The sequence below is a fragment of the Thermobaculum sp. T2p genome (assembly GCF_059335935.1).
Window position 1 is genome coordinate 70,343 of record NZ_JANZYQ010000006.1, and the last position, 21,049, is coordinate 91,391.

Consider the following 21,049-nt stretch of genomic DNA (forward strand, 5'->3'; position numbering starts at 1 on the left):
TGCTGTGAGTATCCTCAGCAGAATGTACAATAATTTCGATGCGCCAAATAAAATCTCACTTTGGAGCTCCACATGTTGGAAGAAGAAACACTGTTCAAGGTTGAGAGACTAGGCATTATCATGTCTCCAGACCCCAATATCCCTGAGGAAGTGGAAGGAGTACTCAATCCAGCTGCTATACGGGGCAGGGATGGCGAGTTGTACTTATTTCCGCGCGTAGTAGGAAGAGGAAACTACTCTCGCGTGGGGATAGCACGGGTGATATTCGACGATAATGGTTTACCCTCGTCAGTCGAAAGACTAGGATACGCATTGGAGCCCCAAGAATGGTATGAGCTCAGACCCGAAGAAAACACTGGAGGATGCGAAGATCCAAGGGTCACTTATATACAAGCCATAGACACGTTCGTTATGGCTTACACAGCTTGGGGGCCAGGAGGGCCGAGAATAGCCGTTGCTATAAGCGAGGATCTCTTTCACTGGGAAAGGCTTGGGTTACTGAACTTCGAACCAGACCCAGACCCCGTGTACCTAGTCGACTTTGATGACTACCACAACAAAGACGCAGCTTATTTTCCAATGCCGGTACTAGACCCTGACGGAAAGGAATCCTTAGCCGTACTTCATCGTCCAGTATATGACGAAGAAGATGTACCTAAGACTATTTTAGATCCTAGACCTAGCATATGGGTTTCTTTTTGCTCCCTGGAAGAAGTTCGTAAAGACCTCAAAGCACTCCAAGTAGTGCGTAAGCATAAGGTAGTAATTGACCCCGAGTACGAATGGGAGAGTTTGCGAATAGGAGGAGGCACTGTGCCGGTAATGACTAATTTCGGTTGGATGCACGTGTATCATGGGGTCTCGGAGTCCGCAGATTCAACAACTGGCAGAAAGTATTGTGCAGGATTATTATTCCTAGACAAGGAACATCCTGAAAAGACGATTTTCAGAACTGATCACCCTATATTGGAACCTCAAATGGATGAGGAGAGAAGCGGAGTCGTACCCCACGTAGTATTCCCGACAGGTATTGATGATAGGGGTAATGGGCAATACGACATCTACTATGGTATGGCCGACACACGTATAGGAGTAGCAAGGCTGACTCTACCAGAGAGATTACCTACAAACTAGAGGCATGAAAGCTGCTAAAACTGCTACTATAAAGCAGCATGTTTGTAGATACAAGTCGGGAATTACTAAGAGAATCTAGATTTCCTAGAATCAGTTCTAGATTTGGGGGAGATAGTGTAACTACCCTCCTAAGCAGGACGCTGCTCCCTACGTACTTCTTCCTGCTACTGCTCTACTCCAATACTCCGTCAGGGCATCCCGCTGCCCAAATATCCGAGATGTACAGGGCTGTTCTGCATACTCCTTACATTCCAATGACGACCATGCTGTTCCGAATATCGCATATCTTGATCATGCTGTGTCTTTGGAGCAGCTATATAGCTAAGATAAGGACTCTCAGTTACGAGAACAGCAAGGAGAACTGGATACTTGCGATTGCCATAACATTACTAGCCGTTCTAACTCCACCTGTGACATCCAGAGATGTGTTCTACTACTCCATATCTGGAGAGGTGACATCTATTTACAAGATGAACCCCTATGCAACCCCCCCATCAGCTCTACCGGCAAGCCCTCTATACGGTTATGCTGATTGGAAATTCCTTACTTTTCCATATGGGCCTATCTGGACAGTAATATGCGGTGCTGTAGTATTCGTATCTGGTACAGGTCCATTCGCCTCGACATTTACATTTAAGATTCTGTGTGGCGGCACTGTTCTCCTAACAGCGTTCCTAATTCAGAAAATATCAAGCAAGATCTCGTTACAGCCTTCACACAAGGCTGCCATGTTATATGCGATGAACCCAATAGTGCTCGTAGAAGCAGCGGTAAACGCCCACCTAGATGCTTTCATGGCACTGCTACTGGTACTTACAGTGTTGCTGCTGATCAGTAACAGGAAGCTACCAGGATATTTGGCGTTATGTACATCGGCCTTGATAAAGCCCACTACAGTTCCCCTACTAGGGTTCTTTGTAGCGGCACGCATGCAAGAAGAATCCAAGTTACTCAGCAAAGCATTCCAGCTAGCTAAGTACCTAATTGTAGCCGCTATATTAGCATTCATCACTTACTATCCTTTCTGGCATGGAACTGAAACCTTTGGTTTTCTATCCTCACAGAGGTTTAGTCCATCGGGACTCATACCCTTGGCAGTAGTAGCGATAATGCTCTTTAGAAAGTTCGCTTTACCTTGGGCAGCAGCCACCTCCGCATTGGCCAGCTTGGCACTAGTGTACTGGAGCCTTAGAAAGGGTTTTGAATTACTGCTAGGAAAAGCAAGGGGCTACAGAAAAGAAGTTCTGATATGGGGTACTTTCATGTTCTTGCTGCCCGTATGCTTCTACACAGCATACCCGTGGTACTTACTGCCCGCCTTAGCATTGCTGTCTATAACTCAGCTCTATAGCCAAAGATACAGCAGGCTGCTTTTCCTGATAGCAGCCTGCTGGTTTACGGTCTGGACGGTAGGTACCCTGTTCTTCATGAGCTTACCTTGCTGCCAAGGATCACCCCTTCAAGGCACCTGACAGCAGACCTCTCAGGAAGTAACGCCCCAGAAGCACATAGACTACCAAAGTGGGAATAGCTACAAGTAGAGCTCCTGCCATCTGTACGTTCCAAAGTGTATACTGACTTCCTGCTATATTCTGCAAAGCTACGGTCACAGGCCGTTGCTCTGGGGAATTGGTGATTATTAACCCAAACAGGAACTCATTCCATATAGATGTAAACTGCCATATCGCTACCACTACGAAGCCAGTCACGGATAGCGGAAATATAATATGTCGATATATACCAAAAAATCCCGCACCATCTACCTTGCCAGCCTCAACCAACTCGCCAGGTATACCTGCATAGTAGTTGCGAAATATTAGCGTAGTGATCGGTATTCCATACACCACATGCGTAAGTATCAACCCAGGGATAGAGCCATAAAGTCCTATCTTCTGAAGGGTTAGGACCAAGGGTATTAATATGCTCTGATAAGGAATAAACATCCCGAAAAGTATGGCAGTAAATATAGTATCTGATCCCCTGAATTTCCACTTAGAAAGCACATAGCCATTCATGGAGCCCAAGATGCTAGAGATAACAGTTGCAGGTACGACGAGCTTTATGCTGTTTAGGAAGCTTACATTAAGCCTCTCCCAAGCAGCGGCAAAACTATCAAAGCTAAGGGAAGACGGCAGAGCCCACATACGGCTTATGCTAACTTCCTCAAAGCTTTTCATTCCAGTGATAAGCATCAAATACACTGGCAACAGGTAGAAAATCGCAAATGCAATCATGACCAGGTAGATAATGATTCGCGAATATCTAATTCTTGGCAACTGCATGGACTTCGTACTCATCTCTCAGTCTCCGATCGCATGTTGTATATCAAGTAGGGAATGATCAACACTGAAACCAGTAGGAGCATAATTATCGCAACAGCTGCACCCTCAGCATACTTGTTGCTCTTGAACGTAGTTTCGTACATGTATATGCCCGGTACATCCGTGGCGAAACCAGGACCACCACCAGTCTGGGTGATTATAAGGTCGAAGATCTTGAGAGATATATGACCTAGGACTATCACTGCACTCAGAGTTATGGGCTGCAGCAGAGGAAGAGTTATCTTTCTAAAGATCTGCCATTCACTAGCTCCATCCACTCTCGCAGCTTCTTTCAGGTCCTCGGGAATGCCTCTTAGTCCTGCAAGGTACATGGCCATGGTAAATCCAGACATCTGCCATATGGCAGCTACTATAACCGGAATCATAGCTACAGGAATACCTATAGGTATCCTTAGCCAGTCCGGTCTCCAGCCGCCTCCCGGCCACACATAAGATGTAGTGCTCCAATTTTGGTATATGTGTAGACCAAACATATGGAACAGCTGATTCAAACCATGAGGCTCCTGTGGAGTACCAGGAGAGAAGAGCCACTGCCAAGCGGTACCTGTTACAACAAACGATAGAGCCATAGGGAATAGGTATACCGTGCGAAAGAAAGACTCCCCTTTCACCCTCGAGTCAACTAACATGGCAAGCGAAAGCCCTATTACTAGAGATCCGAGCAGGAAAAATAGGGTAAAAACTATTGTATTTCTGATATCCGTTTGGAACCTGTAAGATTTGAAGACATTTATATAGTTCTCGAAGCCGGCATAACTGAGATCAGCTACAATACCTCTCCATCTACTGAGCGATACCCAACCAGTCCAGGCGATAAAACCATAGACAAACACCGCAATAGCGATAACAGATGGAGAGATCATCAATATGCCAATCAGCCTCTCGTTGAGCTGAAGTGACTTCCTAGGTGCGGCCCTCTCTGCAGCCTTCTCTACGACTGAAGTTGTAGCTTCTGCCATACTCACCTCCTGAACAAGGGGCTGGGATAAACTCCCAGCCACTATCTACCAACTACTGAGACTGTAGCTCGCTTGCAGCATCCAAGAGCATTCCCTTCAACTCTTCCTTATCCCTGTTAGCGGAGAATAAGTTTAGAGCATTGTCATAGTCAGTCATGTAAGCCTCGTTTGCCGCAGCTCCGTGGACTATGCTCGGAACAAGCTTATCTCTCTTGAACTCATCAATTGACCAACGCAGGTAGACATCGTACTTACTCTTGTCAGCATCTGTGCGAGCGGGGATAGACCCTTTCTTCGGGTTGAAAGCATCCTGGCCTTCCTTGGAGCCACAAACCTTGAGCCACTCTATGGCATTCTCTCTATGAGGAGCCCCCTTTGGTAAACCGAAGCTATCGCTTAGCCAGAGGAATGAACCGCTGGTACCGGGAGCAGGAGCCCAGCCGAAGTCCTTATTGGGTTTAGCTCCCTTGTTGATAAAGTAACCCTCAGCCCAGTCGCCCATTATAGTCATTGCAGCCTCACCATCTATAACGCGCTGTGCGGCATCAGCCCAACTCAAAGAGGCCCTATCTTCGTTAGCATAGTCCAGCATCTTGTTGAGGGTATCTATGGCTTTATCAAGTCGAGGGTCATTCTCCCACATGCTGGGATCCTTGAAAAGTTTAGGATAATCTTCTGGTCCGAATGTGGCCAGCAGCACACTCTCAAAGAGGTGAGGCACTTCAAACTTATCCTTGCCACCCACCGAAAGAGGAGTAATACCCTTAGCTTTGAGCTTCTCTGCCACCTTGAAGAAATCGTCAATGGTCTTTGGGGGCTGCAGATTATTCTTCTTGAATATCTCGATGTTGTACCACAACATATTCGACCTGTGGACGTTCACAGGTACGGAGTATATCTCCCCTTTGTATGTTATCTGATCTAGCAGGGTCTTAGGCATTACCTTATCCCAACCCTCCTGCTTGAAGAGGTCGGTAATAGGCTCCATCTTGTCTGCAACTACCCATGTACCGATCAGTTCCTGTCCTGCATGAACCTGGAAGCTATCTGGAGGATCACCACCCCTCATACGTGTAACGAGCACAGCCTTCGCGTTGGTACCCGCACCACCAGCAACCGTAGCATTGATTACCTCAACACCAGGACGACGCTCCTTAAAGATCTCAAATAGGGCTTTCAAGCCATCGGCTTCTCCTGGATTAGTCCACCAGCTGAATATCTCAAGCTTGTTCTCTCCAGCACTACCTCCTTGATTGGCAGGTTGCGTGGGTTGTGCTGAAGCTGCGGGGGAAGGACTTGGAGACTGAGAAGCGCCTCCTGTGCTAGCAGTAGGAGTACCTCCTTGTCCACCACAAGCAATAAACAGAAGGGATGTAAATATAAGGAAAATACTTAAGATAGATATCTTACTGCGCACACCTACACCTCCTTATGAAAATATAGAAACTACAGCATCAAAAGTCCGCAGCAATATAGCACTAAAATCTGTCCAAGTAAATAGGTCAGCAATTCTTTTGCCCAGATATATAAGGAGATGATTTTTATTTATCTATAAACCAGATGGGATGGCTATATATGGACAGCGTAGGTGAGTTAGAGGTCCTCGGGCTGATTAAATACTAATTCTTGCGGAGAGATTAGGATTTTCTAGGGACAGGTACCGCCAATCCCTTAGCTCCTGCAGCAGATTGCACGGCATCTGGATAGTACCGATGGATTATATCTACAGCTATCTTGGCTCTTCTTACCCTTTCCCTGCTCATTAGCACAGCTACGGATTCCAGATGCTTGCCTACGGGATATATATTTGGGGCATTTCTTAATCCTAGCTTGATATAAACCGGAGATGCGATCCTTATCAACTCAGGAATCTCGTACAACCTGACAAAGCCTCCCACATCATCAGGTACCTCTACGTATATGTCAAGCGGTATATCCACGGCTGCACGTATACTTGCTATCTGAGGAAGAGTCAAGTCTGTGGGAATGTTATAGGTGTTAGCTCCTAGATCCTGCATGAGACGGATTGATACTGGATTGGCCGCAGCCATCATCACACTCATTTTAAACTGCATGTCTGCTGGAAGTTCACCCCTAGAGCGCATCTTAGCTGCGACCCACAGCACGCCCTCATCAGCCAACAGGACGCTTCTTATTCCGTGGTCTGCAGCCCTTTTGATATCCTCCAGGCAATAGATAAGCTGATCCTGACCTCTCGCGCGTGGAGATACCACGCCACCTGCACTAGCAAGACTCATGGCACTGGTATCCCAACTAGCGTTAGGTCTGGCAAATAGGCTTACCTCAATACCTCTAGCAGAAGCCAATGAGGCCATATCATCTATCTCATCATCAGTTAGCATTAGAACCCCGCTACCCTGAGATACCCTATGTATGGTTACTCCAAGACGCTCAGACTCCTCTATTACTGCGCGCAAACACGCTGGACCCTCTGTACTTGGAATCTCAATTCTATATTGGGCCCCATCGGGGAACCTCTTAGTGCTAGTAGGGAGGTCGTAAAGGTCACCTGGAGGCAGATCCAGACTTCTGAGAAAAAGGCGTGCGTCGTCTATAGAGCTCATGCGCCCTGCACCTCAGATAACTTTTGTGGGGATTTGACGTAGTCGAACCTCTTGAATCTGGCAAGGAATATACAGGTTATCTCAGGATGAAACCTCTGCAGGTAAGATATCAGAGCATCTGGCCTGCCAAGGTTTGTTTCAAACATATCGTAATGCATGGGGATTATCGTGCTTATATGCGCCTCAGCCGCGAGCTCCACTGCCTCGCGCTCATCCATATTCCCTACCAAGTTATTCTTTTCCCTAAAGTAGTTTCTCCCATTTATAGGGAGAAGTCCCACGTCAACGTTCAGTTTTCTGAGCATATCCGATAAGCCATCGAAGACTATGGTGTCGCCAGCATGATATATACGCGTATCACCATATTCCAGCACGTAACCTACAAACCTATAGCCTTCTTGGGGATCTCCAAAGGTATAGGCATAAGGGGGAAATGACTCACCATGCATAGCAGGCGTCACATGAACAGCTATAGAGCCCAGAGATACGTTATCTTCTGGTTGAACGCCTATTATCTGCTCTGACGGGACACCTATATCTAACAGTTGGCTGGATATAGGATTTGGAACAAGAAACTTGGCTTCAGGGGAGTTTTTTATCAACCCTGGGATAGTTTCAGGATCCAAATGATCTATATGATCGTGTGTTATCAAGACAGCGCTAGCTGGTGGAGCCTCCTCTGGCAAGAATGGAGGTGGGATAAGCCTACCTTCAAATTCCGACAGAAAAGGGTCTATATAGATAGTCTGATCATTGGTCCGTAACACAAAGCTGGCCTGGCCCAACCACCATATAGACACCGTACCATCCGGTACTATGGCTTCCCTTATCTCCTCCGACAGCCCCATTACTGTACTCCTCCACATCTACAAGGTTATTTCCTGACCACATGCTAACACCTTCATGCCTTGGGCATCACCGTATAACACCTCTACATGAGGAATTATATTGCCAGTCTGTGGATCAGTTCTCTGGCTGAAGATCCCCCAAGCCTTAGAAGTACTCCAAAAGCAGGCAAAGTTTTCCTTATTGATCTTAGGATCAAAAGTCATAGTATTACTATGTCCATCATAATAAAAACCACTAAGGGCTATAAGTAATCCCCAGCTTGCCATTGAACGGGCATAGTGATGACCACACTCTACCTCGTCCCATGGATTTCTCTTGAAGCCGTCGTATCTATCCCTCGTAGCCCTGACGATCGTTAGCGCTTCATCAAGAAGTCCTTCGTATATCATGAGAGTAGCAACTTGGTACTCCGTCCCTGACCAAACCTCGTCGGAGTATGGGAACGGGAAAGACGGTCTGTCGCCCAAAGGCCAGGTACACATCACCAATCCAGCATCATCTCCAAGAGCGTATACTCTTTGTGTATTTGTGTGGTTCCAGAAGTTAGGCTTGAAATTATAAGCAAATATGGATTCTAGAGCTCTTCTAATGTGTTCCTTGGGAAGCAAATATCCTAACCCAGTCAGGCTAGCCAACGTCTGCCCAAAAAGCTGATCAGAAAGGCAACCGCTAGCATGCTGATAACGATACTCATCAGGATCATCCAATTTCTGGATGTAGTATTCTCCATTCCACAGCAGTTGATCCAGCTTTCTAGAACTAGCCTCAAAAGCCTGCTCATAGGACTTTGCAGACTCATCACCTAGATACTTTGCCATCTCCTCGGCTGCTCTAAGGGCTCCTAGAAACAATATCCCGGTAAGTGGATTAGGCCCGTAGAACTCTATATCGTAAGTGTTATGTTGTCTACCTTCGAGGATGAAGTCCCGGTCTTTATCCCAATATAGGGAAGAATAACTGACAGCAGACTTAACCTTAGGCCATAGTTCCCTCAGGAAAGCATCATCTCCTGAAAACTTCCATTCCCTGTATACTCTTATCACCGTACCTAGTTGACCGTCAGCTGCCGCCTCGTGGTCCCAAATCTGGCCTAAGGAAGTCAAACCCCGAAAGTTCATTTTACCTTCCTGATTGGTCTCAGCTAAAAGCTCGCTACGCCTCATAGCCCTTTCAAGATCAGGGAACAAGAAGGCTACAGTTTGAGCATAGTTCCAGACATGGGTACAGGTCCCAGCACAACACCCAGCATCATCAAAACACCCCTCCCATGCCATGAAGCTACCATCCTCAAGCCAAAAGCAAGTAGGGCTACGCAGAACAGTGATGTTACTAGCTATTGCATCTATGACATGAGTAGGAAGGGTACTATTAAACAGAGCATCATGAAAGCTGAAAGTAACAGATCTTAACTCGTCATACCTCCTGGCAAGATGCATTGCTACATCCCAGGAGCTGGAGAATCTTCTAGAATAGTGATTTCTAACTATCTCTACGTCCTCAAGGCCTTCAGCATCACCCTCCCAACTCCTCATCCTGTTAGGGAAAAACCATGAAAGTATGAAAACGAAATCCTTTACTTCGCCTGAAGCTATTGTCTCCATAGCGGCAATCGAGCCAGTATAGGTTTGTCCCTCCTCGGATGGATCTTCTATACCTAGATCCTCCAGCTTGCCATCAATACTAAAATCCCTCCAGAACTCCTCAACGGAATCGCAAGCCCATCTGGAGGGGAGCCAGACTCGCTTGAAAGTCACGCGGCTATTCATAGTTACCAGAGATAGGTCTCCATACCTAAGGTCGTATAGAGGGTAGCTGTTAGAGCGAAGAAACAGACCTAATATACGGCCCTGACGTCGAAAGTCGTTGGCATTACCTCCTCTCTCTACAGAGAAACCACCAAATCTATCTCGCCTTACTTCACCTACAGGATTAGTAATAGATGCAGCTATGGCCACATCTATCCTCTTAGGAGATATATTCTCTACCCTGTAGATCAAGTACGCTCCCGGTATGCCAGAATCCTCAGCGTTCAGAGGAACAAAAGGTGTGAAGGCCTCCAGAGTAACCTTTATAGGCAGATCAGCATCCTCGAAATCGACCCAAGCTATAGGATACTCGCCTCGAAACAGCGTGGAAGCAAAATGTGGAAGCCCTAAGCCACTAGTAGGATGGTAGCCATGCGACTGAGTATGAGGCGGAGGGGGAAGAGATTGCAAGACTTTGGTAACTGGAGATTCGTCCTCCAGTCTTGCCCACAGAGCAAAATAAGTATTGGGGAGAGAGAAGCCCTTAGCGGGCCTATTAAATATCTCCCAGTCTCGTAGCTCTCCCCTAGCTCCTAGTGAGACGTTGCCTGTACCAATGCCCCCAAGTGGGAAAGCCACAGCCCAAGCACTTCCTGGGAATACCCTCTGAGGGTGCATACCGTAAATCTCATCCTCTGAATAAACCATGACTCTCTATCCGGTTATTGGATTTATCTGTACAGTTTTTGTATCTGTAAAGAATTCAACTGCAGCAGGCCCTTGTTCTCTAGAATGTGAGCTTGAGGACTTCATCCCGCCAAATGGAGCATGCGGATCTACACCAGTTGTATCTGCGTTAACTCTCACCATCCCAGCCTCTATATTCGGTATGTAGGAAAGTATAGCGTTTATGTCCCGAGTGAACATAGATACACTCAGCCCATATCTGGAGTTGTTGGCAATATTTATTGCGTCATCCAGATCCTTGGCCTCATGCACCACAAGTACAGGTCCGAAGATCTCCTCCTGAGCAACTTTTGCATCAGGGAAGACGTCGCGAATTACCGTTGGCTCGAAGAAATAACCTCTATCCAGGAGGGGACCTTGAGCTCTCTTCCCACCTAGAACTACCTCACCAGACTTTGCCCCCTCATCAGCGTAGTAACTGACCTTGGAAAGAGCATCTTCTGATATCAGAGGTCCAACCGCACTATTTGCGTCTATTGCTGGGGCAACGGGCAGAGCTTTCACCTCGTCAATCAAGTGCTCAATGAAACTATCGATCACATCGGCCACAACTACTGCCCTGCTAGTTGCAGTACACTTCTGTCCCGCATACCTCATAGCTCCTGAAGCTATCAGCCTTGCTGCCAATCGCAGGTCTGCATCAGGAAGCACGATAGCTGCGTTCTTGCCTCCCATCTCAAGCTGGTATTTGATGTTGCGTTGAGCGGCCTGCTGAGCTATACCCATACCAACACCTTCTGAGCCAGTAAATGTAATAGCCCTTATCCCATCAGAGGCTACCAGTGCTTTGCCTATCTTCGAGCCACTGCCTAGCACAAGGTTGACTACTCCCTGAGGGAGGCCAGCTTCAGCAAATATTTTCATCAAGTGCACAGCCACCATCGAGGACATTTCCGCTGGCTTCCACACCACGGTGTTCCCAAAAGCAATAGCGGGAGAAATCTTCCATAAAGGTATGGCTACCGGGAAATTCCAAGGAGTAATCACTCCTAGTGGGCCCACTGGGTCACGCACTGTAAGCTGGAGACTACCAGGGACCTGCGCCGGGATTACACTCCCCATTGGATGCACCGCTTCTTCTGCATAGTAGCGTAGTATAACTACGCCTCTATCTACCTCTGCTAGGGCCTCCCCTATAGGTTTGCCAACCTCTAAGGCCACAACTCGTGCAACATCCTGTCGATGCTGCGCTAACAAGTTAGCCACCCTGTGCATAAACTCTGCCCTACCAGGGCCAGGCGTATGCTTCCAGCCTTTGAAGGCATTATTAGCCGCCTCTACGGCCCTCTGCACGGTAGAATCATCCCCCAGAGGAATCTTTGCCAATACCTGACCGAAATCAGAGGGATTTACATCATCCTTATATTCCTCAGAGGTACCACTTATCCATTCACCAGCTATGTAATGGGCTAGAATCTCCATCACTCTCTCCTCTTAGGCAAACTTATCTTTATGCACTTTTCTAATCAAACCACCATAAACACTAAGACTGCATTAGGGCTCTCCGCAAACATGAGGGTAACAGGAAGCCCCGGTTATAGGCAAGAGGTCGCACTAAGCTGTTCGTAGGGACTTGTATATGCTCCTGAGTCTTAGGCCTAGTGCTATCAGCAGTATGCCAAACAGTATCGCATACGATGCTATAATCCAGACCACCGCCAGCGCACCAGAACCAGGGAATAAGAAGAGGATTATCCCAAAAACTATAGAGAACAGTCCAGCTAAACCAAGCAACCATTCATTGGAAATCTCTCTACGAAGGCGTATCGCAGCTGCTATCTCAAAAATACCTGTGACCACTGCCCAAGCTGCTATAAGATAAAGCAGAGCCAAAGCTGTTATCCCAGGCCACAAGATAGCAACTATACCAGCTGCCAATCCCAAAATGCCTTCTATTACAAGGGCTAACCAATTTCGAGAGTCACGAAGAGCCCAGATGATAGCCAGGATACCATCTACGATGGCATAAGCAGCAAACAAGGCAACAAACACCAGAACTGTTATACCTGGCCAAATAAAGGCTAATATCCCAAATAGAATAGCGATGACACCTCTCAGAACAATAGACCACCAGTTCCTGGCCAAGATCAACATAGAAAAACACCTCCTTAGATAATTGTCCTAAGGAGGTGTTAGCTGATTCTATGCCATGACAATAGTTATTTCAGACCGTAACCGTACCTAGATCTAGCCATAGAGCTGCAACGCTCTTAATACCTCCATAGAAGTTATCTAGCAAGAACCACTCATTAGGGGCATGAGCGTTTTCATCAGGCAGCCCCATACCCATAAGGATAGATGGTAAGCCAAGTATCTCCTTTAGGCTAGCCACCACCGGTATGGTGCCACCTGCCCTGATGAAAACTGCTTTCTTACCGAAAGCCTTCTCTAGAGCTCTAGCAGCTGCCTGGTTAATAGGGTGATCGATAGGCACTATAGCTGGTTTACCTCCATGCATCCTCTGGATCTCAACGCGCACCCCTGGAGGAGTCATCTTACGTATGTACCTCTCCAGGAGGTCTGAGATCTCTTCAGGATCTTGATTCGGTACCAAACGACAGCTTATCTTAGCATGGGCCTCAGCAGGTATAACCGTCTTGGAACCCTCTCCAGTAAATCCACCCCATATACCATTTACATCCAGAGTTGGCCTTGCCCATAGCCTCTCAAGTGTGCTGTACCCTTCCTCACCATACAGCTGATCTACACCAAGAGATTGAAGGAATGATTCTTCATCAAAAGGTAATTTTGAGAATTCTTCTCTCTCCTGCGGAGTCAAGTCAACTACCTTATCATAGAATCCATCTATCTTGATCCTTCCTTTATCGTCCTTAAGCGAGGCTACTATACGTGCTATTGCCTCAGCAGGGTTCATAACAGCTCCACCATAAGAGCCAGAATGCAGATCAGACTTGGGACCATAGACATCGACTTGAATATAGGATAGTCCTCTCAGAGCGTAAGTGATAGACGGTACTCCAGGGGCTATCCATCCAGTATCGCTTATAACAACTGCTTCGGATGCTAATCTGTCTTTATTTTGAACCAGGAACTCATCCAAGCTGGGGCTTCCGATCTCCTCCTCTCCCTCAATAATGAACTTCAGGTTGACAGGAAGCCTCCCATACTCCTCCAAAAGGGCCTGCACTGCCTTCAGGTGCATCATGACCTGTCCTTTATCGTCGACAGCTCCCCGCGCATAAACCCTACCCTCTCTTACTGAGGGTTCAAAAGGAGGAGTCTGCCAAAGGTCGAGAGGATCTGGAGGCTGAACATCATAATGTCCATACACTAGTATCGTCCTTCCAGAGTCGCTTCCTAACCATTCGCCATATACAACCGGATGCCCTGAGGTAAGGATGACCTCTGCCTTCTGGAGTCCAATCTTGATCATATGCCCCTTCAACCACTCGGCACATCTAGCAACCTCAGCCTTGTATTCTGATAAAGCACTTATACTAGGTATCCTTAGGAAATCCTTGAGATCTTCGAGGTACTGGTCTCTGTTAGCATCTATCCTAGAAAACACTTCGTCGCTCATGGATATGACTCCCACCAATTACGATTCTGTTTTCTGATCATAATACTCGTTTATCTGTTCGTATACTTCCTCAGGAAAATTTAGATCTTTATAGACGTTACAAGAATCAGGATCCTCTGGATTAGGACATATAGGGAAATACTGCTGATCTTGCCACTCCAGTACCCTTTCCCTCTTCGGAGGGTTATAGCCCTTTGATACAACCTGTTTATAGAGGCTCCTGGCATCCTCCTCTGAGAAGTCAGGATCCTTCTTAAGCAGCCCCACTATCTCATCCTCAGATAAGAAGTATCTTGCTACCATGACAAAGACCAATCTCCCATAATGTCCTATATCCTTCCCCGATTCCAGCGAATCTATCAAATGTGCCATCATATCACTTTTACGTAGCTCTTCTATTCCAGGCATTGAACATTCTCCTAACTTGTTAGTCAATCCTAGAGTTCGCAACCTGGATGCCACTCTGATGTCTTCCTACTAACTAAACTGGGGCAGCCATTCTCTCTGAGCATCAAACAGCTCATCGACCATGTTATCGATCTCCTCCAGTGAGCACACAGCTGCAGTGAGGGGATCCATCTTGATCGCCTGTTTCACAAGGGTTTTATCCCGATGTATATGGCCCAGAACCGCAAGCTCTTGCAGATTGACGTTTGTACGTATCAAACCTGCCAACTGAGGTGGTAAATCTCCTACATAACATGGGTTGATGCCCGTGTTATCCACCAAGCATGGGACTTCCACACAACAACCATAAGGCAGGTTGGTTATCAGATCGTAGTTGGTAACGTTCCCATTGATTCTTCTCGGGGTATTAGTTTCTATAGAATGGATTATCTGTGCTCCATACTCTCTGGATCTCTTTATCTCTATCTTGTCAGCTTTGAGCTGGGACTCTATGTCCTCGTAGTAATGATCTGCAACTTCAAAGCAATGCTTGAGATAACCTCCCGTCTGACCAAATTTGAACCAGCCATGCCTAGGGTGAGTGAACTTGGCTAAGGTTTGCTCCAACAAATCCTGTCTCTTACGGAAGTAAGGATAATACTCGGAAGCATGCCCACTGGACTCAGTTACGAAATAACCAAAGTGCTTCATCAGATCGAACCGGATAGGATCCAGAGCATAGATATCCGGATCTTTCATCTTCTCAAAAAGTATCGGATACAGATCAAGTCCCCTGTGCTCTAGCCTCAGAAACCAGGACATATGGTTTATACCGGCTACCCAATAAGACAACTCTTCGTAGGGCACCCCTGCTATGTGCGCCAGCTCCTCCGAAGTGCCTTGCACACTATGACAAAGCCCTACGAACCTAATAGATGACATAGAGCTAATACCCCAACATAATATAGCCATGGGATTGGTGTACTGAAGTATCAAGGCATCAGGACTTAACTCTTCCAGATCGTTACATATATCCTCTATCACCGCCAAGTGGCGTAGCCCTCTAAATACACCCCCAGGGCCAATAGTATCTCCCACGCACTGCTCCACCCCGTATTTTCTGGGAATCTCTATGTCTAGCTCGTAAGCCTTGAGCCCCCCTACCTGTATAGTTATTACCACGTAATCCGCGTTTTGAAGCGCCTGGCTGCGGTCCGTAGTAGCCTCTATCACCATCTTAGAGCCTTCTTGCTCAACCATCTTCTTGGCTAGGGATTCTACCGCTTTCAATCTATCAGCATCGATATCCATTAACGATATGGTGCTGCCATCAAGCTCCGGATAGGTTAGTAAGTCCCCCAATAAATTGCGCGTAAAAACAGCGCTGCCCGCCCCTATGAAAGCAATCTTTGGCACTTGGCCCCTCCTCTCTAATGGTCTTCAAGCACATTATCTCAAAGACTTACCTGCAGGAACAGTATATGCAGTCCAGGCTATTGACCATCACATCAAAAAACTTGCAAACTTTGAGGTAATACCATCTTATAAAAATAAGGAGGATCCAATTGCCTGAACGTACCTTGGGATTCGGCATTATAGGGGCAGGAATGATTGCCGAATATCACAAGAAAGCGATAGAAGCCAACTCGGATCTGGGGGCTAAACTGATAGCCATAGGCCACTATGATCCTTACAAATTCTCGCATATAAGCACCAGATTTGGTGTACACTGCATGTCTGTACAAAACCTGCTAGCAAATCGCGATGTAGATGTAGTAACTATCTGTACCCCTAGCGGCCAACATGCATCTCAGGCTTTAGATGCTATGAGGGCAGGAAAGCACGTGTTGGTAGAAAAACCAATGGCTCTAAACCTGGAAGATGCTGACTCAATGATAGACATGGCTCGATCTCAGGGAGTGAAACTAGGAGTAATACTTCAAAGGCGTATGGATCCTATTTTTCAAGCAGTCAAGCAGGCTATAGATGCTGGTGATCTCGGAAGGTTGACCTTAGGATTAGTCAAGATCCCATATTTCCGCCCTCAAACCTACTATGATCAAGCTGCCTGGAGGGGCACATGGGCTCTCGACGGAGGTGGCGTTATCATGAACCAAGGTATACACCTTGTTGATCTACTAGTTTGGTATATGGGAGATCCCCAGCAGGTAAGCGCCTTTGCCGATACCCTAAGCAGGGATATAGAGGTGGAAGATACACTCGTAGGCATTCTAAAGTTCGGCAATGGGGCAATGGCTACAATAACAGCCACAACCACCACCTCTCCGGGATTTCCTCATGCCGTAGAGATATACGGTACCCAGGGCGGTATACAGCTTGAAGGAGAAGGCATACGCCGATGGGAGCTAGCGGAGCCTAATAAGGCTCGGGTCAAAGCCCCGGAAGTTGTAGAGAACGCCTCTGCAGGTGCAGCAGCAGATCCAAGAGGAATAAGCACAGAGAACCATACGAGGCTCTTTAGAGATTTTATTCTTGCAATCCAAGAAAATAGAGAACCTTCTATAGATGGGCTGGAGGGAAGAAGAAGTCTTGCCTTGACATTAGAGCTATATAGATCTGCAGGACTGCTAAGCAAATAGGATCTAGAAGAAAATAAAATCCCAGAGGTTAACCCCAGACTACAGCGCAGTGAGACGATGTTGCTCTCAAGCAAAAGTGTTGGAAGTTCTATTCTGGAGATCAAATAATCATGTTGAAAGGAGGATCCATGTATGTCCACAGCTTCTGACAAAATAAGCTTTCTCAAGAGCCTGAGAGCCATAAGGGAGTTTACACCACAGCCGATACCAGACGATGTTATAGACGATGTACTGGAAGTAGCAAGATGGTCCGGCAGCGCAGTGAATAGGCAACCCTGGGAGTTCATAGTAATAAGAGACAAAGATACATTGAATAAGCTGGCTACTGTTGAAGGACACGCTAGACATCTAGCTGGAGCTGCCACCGGTATAGTACTGGTCATGGCTGGAGAGAGTTTCGAACACGAAACATATGATGAGGGAAGGCTTGCTGAGAGAATAATGCTCGCAGCCTGGGCACACGGAGTAGGAGGATGCATAGGATGGTTCGGCGAAAACGGTAGATCCGAGGTGAAAGCCACCTTGGGCATACCAGATAATAAATTTGTTAGGACAGCTATATCTCTCGGCTACCCCGACTACGAGGCCAGGAAGAATAGGCCCAGAAGAGAGCAGCCCAGGAAACCTCTATCTGAGATCGTTCATTGGGAGAGGTACGGCCAACACAATAGATAGCCTAAATTAAGGCAAGCACGGGCTATACTACCCGTGCTTGCCTAGCTATTCTGTGAGGGTGGATTAGGAATGTAGCCATATATGGACTGTATTATTTCCCTAGCCTGCTTTATATTTGCGGCCGAATTAGAGGTGTTGTCGTTAGGATCAATCACTAGCCATATACCATAAGGCAGCGCAGACCTGATGGACTGCACGTACTTATCCTCCCCTACTCTACGCATTTCGCATTGGGCTAGGTTTATAACACTCTCCGCGCTCATCTGAGTAGGCAGATTCCTCGGCTCCCTCCCAGTTAGCCTCAACATAGAGAGGGATATTTGGTTAGCTGGAGAGCCTCTTCTCACAAAGGTCTGATATACCAGCTCAAAAGCTCCACTTGAAACTAATGCCGGAGTCCAAGAGTTAGTTGCCGTAAAATCCTGTTGCCTAGTCATAAGGAGATAAGAAGCTCCATCCTTCTTCATCTCCCTGATCAAATCAGAGAAAGTAACCATAGTTGGCCTGCAGGCATTATCCATATGCATCCAGAAGGGCACTTGTGAGGGTGGCCAAATAGGAGTTATCTGGATATCCAATCTGCACGAAGATGCGGATATAGACTCTGGACCAGAAGCACAGTTCATCTTGAAGGCCTTCCACTTATGCTTGAAGTCATCCTGGAAAGCCAACTGATATGAGTACTGCCAGGTCGCAAGTATAGTAGCGCCTCGAGGGATGTTCTGATCGATCCAGTTCTTCATATCCAACACAGCAGGATTTACATCCGTGGCTACGGGGTTACTATTTGGTGTATTGGAAGCTATGCCGTTAGCTAATACTCGGGTTTGTACTCCGGTTCCCCATATAAGGAAAAGTATAAGTAAGCTGGTAAGAGCATAGTTGAGTAGGTAATGCGAACTCACGAAAGCTATAACTTGCGATCTAGAAGGTATACCCTTCAGTACTATCTTCCAGTCCCAAGCCTTCAGCTTAGAAAAGAATTCTGGAGCAGCTACGTACAGCCCGGCTAGGGCAGCATAACCTAACGCTTGCTGGATCATCCACTGCCTGATAGATATCTCCATCACAAGAGCAACCAGAGAAACCGGCACCCATAGAATCCCCATCGCAAGCAAATATGCCCAGTTTCTGCTGCCTTTTATCGCCTTCCATAAGGCGAATAACCCACCTAGTGGAAGGACATACCATAGAGGTGTACCACGCATTACCTGGGTGACAAGGTACTTTGCAGTAGACTGATCTATTCTCAAATCATTCACCTGAGATAACATGGCAAGAGAAGCTACAATTGTCCATCCAATTACAAGAATCCAGGTGCACCATTCTCTATTGACTTGCACGTATATTGCTAGCTTATGAACCATCCCCAGCCTGTAAGCCAGGTAGAACGCCATAACAGCAATTAGAGATACTGCTCCCACTAGATACAGAAAGTAGACCGGAACCTTACCTAACAGGAACACGCTTTGACTTACATCCCACACCCACACCCACCATGGGGTACATATAACTAGCACCCCCAAGTAGTGCAGCAGCACATCCTTTAGAGCCCACCCTAGAAGAAGAGCAGTTACCACAGCTGTGGGGACAACCACTATGCTAGTTTCCTTAGTAAGGACCATTAGCCCGAGCATGAAGCCCGAAAGCAGACTTAGCCAGCTAGATCTGCGATCAACGGCAGTCAGTATCAAGTACACGGTAAGCAGGTACTCGGTAAGAAGGAAGGCATCTATGTTGAAAGCCTGAGATAAAGTACTTGTATACCCAAAGTAAGCTAGGAAGAGAGCAGCCACTAACGCCTCTCTGCTCCCAAGTAGCCTCTTTATCAAAAGATAGAGAAGCAACGGGTTCAGCAGTGCAAACAATCGGGCCGCCCAAGCCAGCTGGTCTATATCTTTGCCCAACAGAAGCATGAGAAGCCCCAAAAAAGCAGGAAACACAGGGCCACGAACAGTTTGCGGATCGCCCTGAATATCTACATACCCCTTACCGCTTACGATATTCAGTCCATGTACCAAGTACCATGAAGCATCAGGCGGTACCCTCCAGGAGTGGGCAAACCAGAGCAAAGGCGGTAATGAGAGTACTAATACCCCCAGAAAAACCAGTTTGTTGTAGTTAGGAGAGACCCTAGCCACAGTCCAGGGATTGCGAACTCTATCGTACTTGTCCCTCTCCTTGATAGTTTCAGTCTTTCCTAACAGCTTCTCACCCCCATAGAAAGCTCAAATACTTAACGCCATTATAAGCAATCAAGTTCATCTGAAAGAATGTACAATAAATAGATTATAATAGTTACGTAAATTAACAATCTGCATTACTGGTAAGGCCAAAACATTAACTGATAATATTAGCTCGACATATTCTTTTGTTACCACAAGGGGGATTTCTATACAGGATGTTATACAGCGTGAGAATAGTAGGAGTACTAGTAGCTGTACTGTTCGCCTACTATGGCATATCTAAATATCGCAATGGGCGATGGACCAGATTTGATCTAACCCTAGCGCTATTAGTTTCTGCGGGAGTAGCTACCGTTTCGATATTCCCTCCTGTAGGCAATATCTTAATGTCAGCGTTTGGGCTGAAGAATAGGCTATTTGCCATACTAGTATTCACTAACCTCCTATTGTTTGGGCTCTTCTTCTACGCTCTGAACCAAATAAGATACATAAACATGCGCAATATAGATACTATTAGGGCTTTGGCAAAGCAAAAGTATATGGAAGAGTTTGGCTTTGCCAATCGAGAAACGGGCAATGCCGCTTCCGGCAATCAAGGCAAGATACTTGTAACTATCCCTGCCTACAACGAGGAAGTGGCCATACAAACTGTGTTACCGCGAATCCCATCTGAGTTACTAGGTTACAGGCTAGACACCCTAGTCATAGTAGACGGAGCTACAGATAGGACTGAAGAGGTCAGCCGCAAGGCCGGAGTCAGCGTAGCTACGCACATAATCAACTGTGGTGGAGGTGCTGCGCACAAGACAGGCTTTGATATAGCCAAGATGATCGGTGCAGATATTGTGGTCAATATGGATGCAGACGGTCAACATAGGCCAGAAGAGATAGAACGCTTGGTAACACCGATAATCAACAACCAAGCAGACTTCGTATGGGGCTCGCGCTTCTATGGGTACTACGAAGAGAGAGGGAGCATACGGCATGCTGGAGTAGTTTTCTTCTCACGCATGATCTCTATACTCATAGGCTTCAAGGTTACCGATTGCACTAACGGATTCAGGGCTATTAGAGTGCGTGACCTTGAGAGGCTACATCTCAAGGAGGAGCAGTTCCATACTACGGAGATGATAATAGAGGCAGCCAAGAAGGGGCTGAGGTTAATGGAGGTTCCAATCTCCGTACTCAAGAGGGCAGAAGGAGAGAGCAAGAAACCAAAGAGATTAAGATATCCTCTTGGCGTACTACGTGTGATAGTGCAGACTTGGTTGAGATAGTATATTCTGGAGGTTCCTAAAC

17 protein-coding genes are annotated in these 21,049 nt (G+C 46.8%); 5 read left to right on the forward strand and 12 right to left on the reverse strand.

The genetic code is table 11. The features are described 5' to 3' along the window. Positions 1–72 precede the first annotated feature (72 nt). Complete coding sequence (locus N2245_RS03240; protein ID WP_494535292.1) at positions 73–1,134, forward strand: glycoside hydrolase family 130 protein; 1,062 nt, start codon at positions 73–75, stop codon at positions 1,132–1,134. A gap of 38 nt (positions 1,135–1,172) precedes the next feature. Next, on the forward strand, positions 1,173–2,606 hold the full coding sequence (locus N2245_RS03245; RefSeq protein WP_494535293.1) for an MptA/MptB family glycosyltransferase: 1,434 nt from the start codon (positions 1,173–1,175) through the stop codon (positions 2,604–2,606). Here the strand turns inward: N2245_RS03245 and N2245_RS03250 are convergent. The 11 genes from N2245_RS03250 to N2245_RS03300 all read right to left on the reverse strand — a co-directional run bounded on the left by N2245_RS03250 (position 2,586) and on the right by N2245_RS03300 (position 15,705). Further along, the gene (locus tag N2245_RS03250; RefSeq protein ID WP_494535294.1) at positions 2,586–3,431 is read right to left on the reverse strand and encodes a carbohydrate ABC transporter permease; all 846 of its coding nucleotides are present in this window, start codon (positions 3,429–3,431) and stop codon (positions 2,586–2,588) included. The genes N2245_RS03245 and N2245_RS03250 overlap by 21 nt on opposite strands. Continuing rightward, positions 3,428–4,435, reverse strand: coding sequence for a carbohydrate ABC transporter permease (locus tag N2245_RS03255; protein ID WP_494535295.1), 1,008 nt, complete (start codon positions 4,433–4,435; stop codon positions 3,428–3,430). Before N2245_RS03255 ends, N2245_RS03250 begins: the two co-directional genes overlap by 4 nt. 52 nt (positions 4,436–4,487) lie before the next feature. Continuing rightward, positions 4,488–5,852 (reverse strand): ABC transporter substrate-binding protein, encoded by a 1,365-nt coding sequence (locus tag N2245_RS03260; protein WP_494535296.1) that lies wholly within the window; start codon positions 5,850–5,852, stop codon positions 4,488–4,490. Between the two features lie 220 nt (positions 5,853–6,072). Then, complete coding sequence (locus N2245_RS03265) at positions 6,073–7,020, reverse strand: U32 family peptidase (RefSeq protein WP_494535297.1); 948 nt, start codon at positions 7,018–7,020, stop codon at positions 6,073–6,075. After that, positions 7,017–7,868: an MBL fold metallo-hydrolase gene (locus N2245_RS03270; protein ID WP_494535298.1), complete on the reverse strand. Its 852-nt coding sequence runs from the start codon at positions 7,866–7,868 to the stop codon at positions 7,017–7,019. Before N2245_RS03270 ends, N2245_RS03265 begins: the two co-directional genes overlap by 4 nt. An 18-nt stretch (positions 7,869–7,886) precedes the next feature. Next, positions 7,887–10,322: a GH116 family glycosyl-hydrolase gene (locus tag N2245_RS03275; protein WP_494535299.1), complete on the reverse strand. Its 2,436-nt coding sequence runs from the start codon at positions 10,320–10,322 to the stop codon at positions 7,887–7,889. Positions 10,323–10,328: 6 nt separating this feature from the next. Beyond that, complete coding sequence (locus tag N2245_RS03280) at positions 10,329–11,783, reverse strand: aldehyde dehydrogenase family protein (RefSeq protein WP_494535300.1); 1,455 nt, start codon at positions 11,781–11,783, stop codon at positions 10,329–10,331. Positions 11,784–11,915: 132 nt separating this feature from the next. Further along, positions 11,916–12,455, reverse strand: coding sequence for an HdeD family acid-resistance protein (locus N2245_RS03285; protein ID WP_494535301.1), 540 nt, complete (start codon positions 12,453–12,455; stop codon positions 11,916–11,918). A gap of 70 nt (positions 12,456–12,525) precedes the next feature. Then, complete coding sequence (locus N2245_RS03290; RefSeq protein WP_494535302.1) at positions 12,526–13,902, reverse strand: dipeptidase; 1,377 nt, start codon at positions 13,900–13,902, stop codon at positions 12,526–12,528. An 18-nt stretch (positions 13,903–13,920) separates the two neighbouring features. Then, entirely contained in the window at positions 13,921–14,310 is a 390-nt protein-coding gene (locus N2245_RS03295) for a hypothetical protein (protein ID WP_494535303.1), read from the reverse strand. Between the two features lie 69 nt (positions 14,311–14,379). Continuing rightward, a complete protein-coding gene (locus tag N2245_RS03300; protein WP_494535304.1) occupies positions 14,380–15,705 on the reverse strand; it encodes an alpha-glucosidase/alpha-galactosidase in 1,326 nt (441 codons plus the stop codon). Between the two features lie 149 nt (positions 15,706–15,854). Here N2245_RS03300 and N2245_RS03305 point away from each other — a divergent pair, with 149 nt between their 5' ends. Next, the gene (locus N2245_RS03305; RefSeq protein WP_494535305.1) at positions 15,855–16,889 is read left to right on the forward strand and encodes a Gfo/Idh/MocA family protein; all 1,035 of its coding nucleotides are present in this window, start codon (positions 15,855–15,857) and stop codon (positions 16,887–16,889) included. Between the two features lie 132 nt (positions 16,890–17,021). After that, positions 17,022–17,564 (forward strand): nitroreductase, encoded by a 543-nt coding sequence (locus N2245_RS03310; protein ID WP_494535306.1) that lies wholly within the window; start codon positions 17,022–17,024, stop codon positions 17,562–17,564. 41 nt (positions 17,565–17,605) lie between these two features. Here N2245_RS03310 and N2245_RS03315 read toward each other — a convergent pair whose 3' ends face one another. Beyond that, positions 17,606–19,705, reverse strand: a complete 2,100-nt coding sequence (locus N2245_RS03315) for a glycosyltransferase family 39 protein (protein WP_494535307.1) — start codon at positions 19,703–19,705, stop codon at positions 17,606–17,608. Positions 19,706–19,965: 260 nt separating this feature from the next. Here N2245_RS03315 and N2245_RS03320 point away from each other — a divergent pair, with 260 nt between their 5' ends. Further along, positions 19,966–21,027, forward strand: a complete 1,062-nt coding sequence (locus N2245_RS03320) for a DUF2304 family protein (RefSeq protein WP_494535308.1) — start codon at positions 19,966–19,968, stop codon at positions 21,025–21,027. Positions 21,028–21,049: the final 22 nt, after the last annotated feature.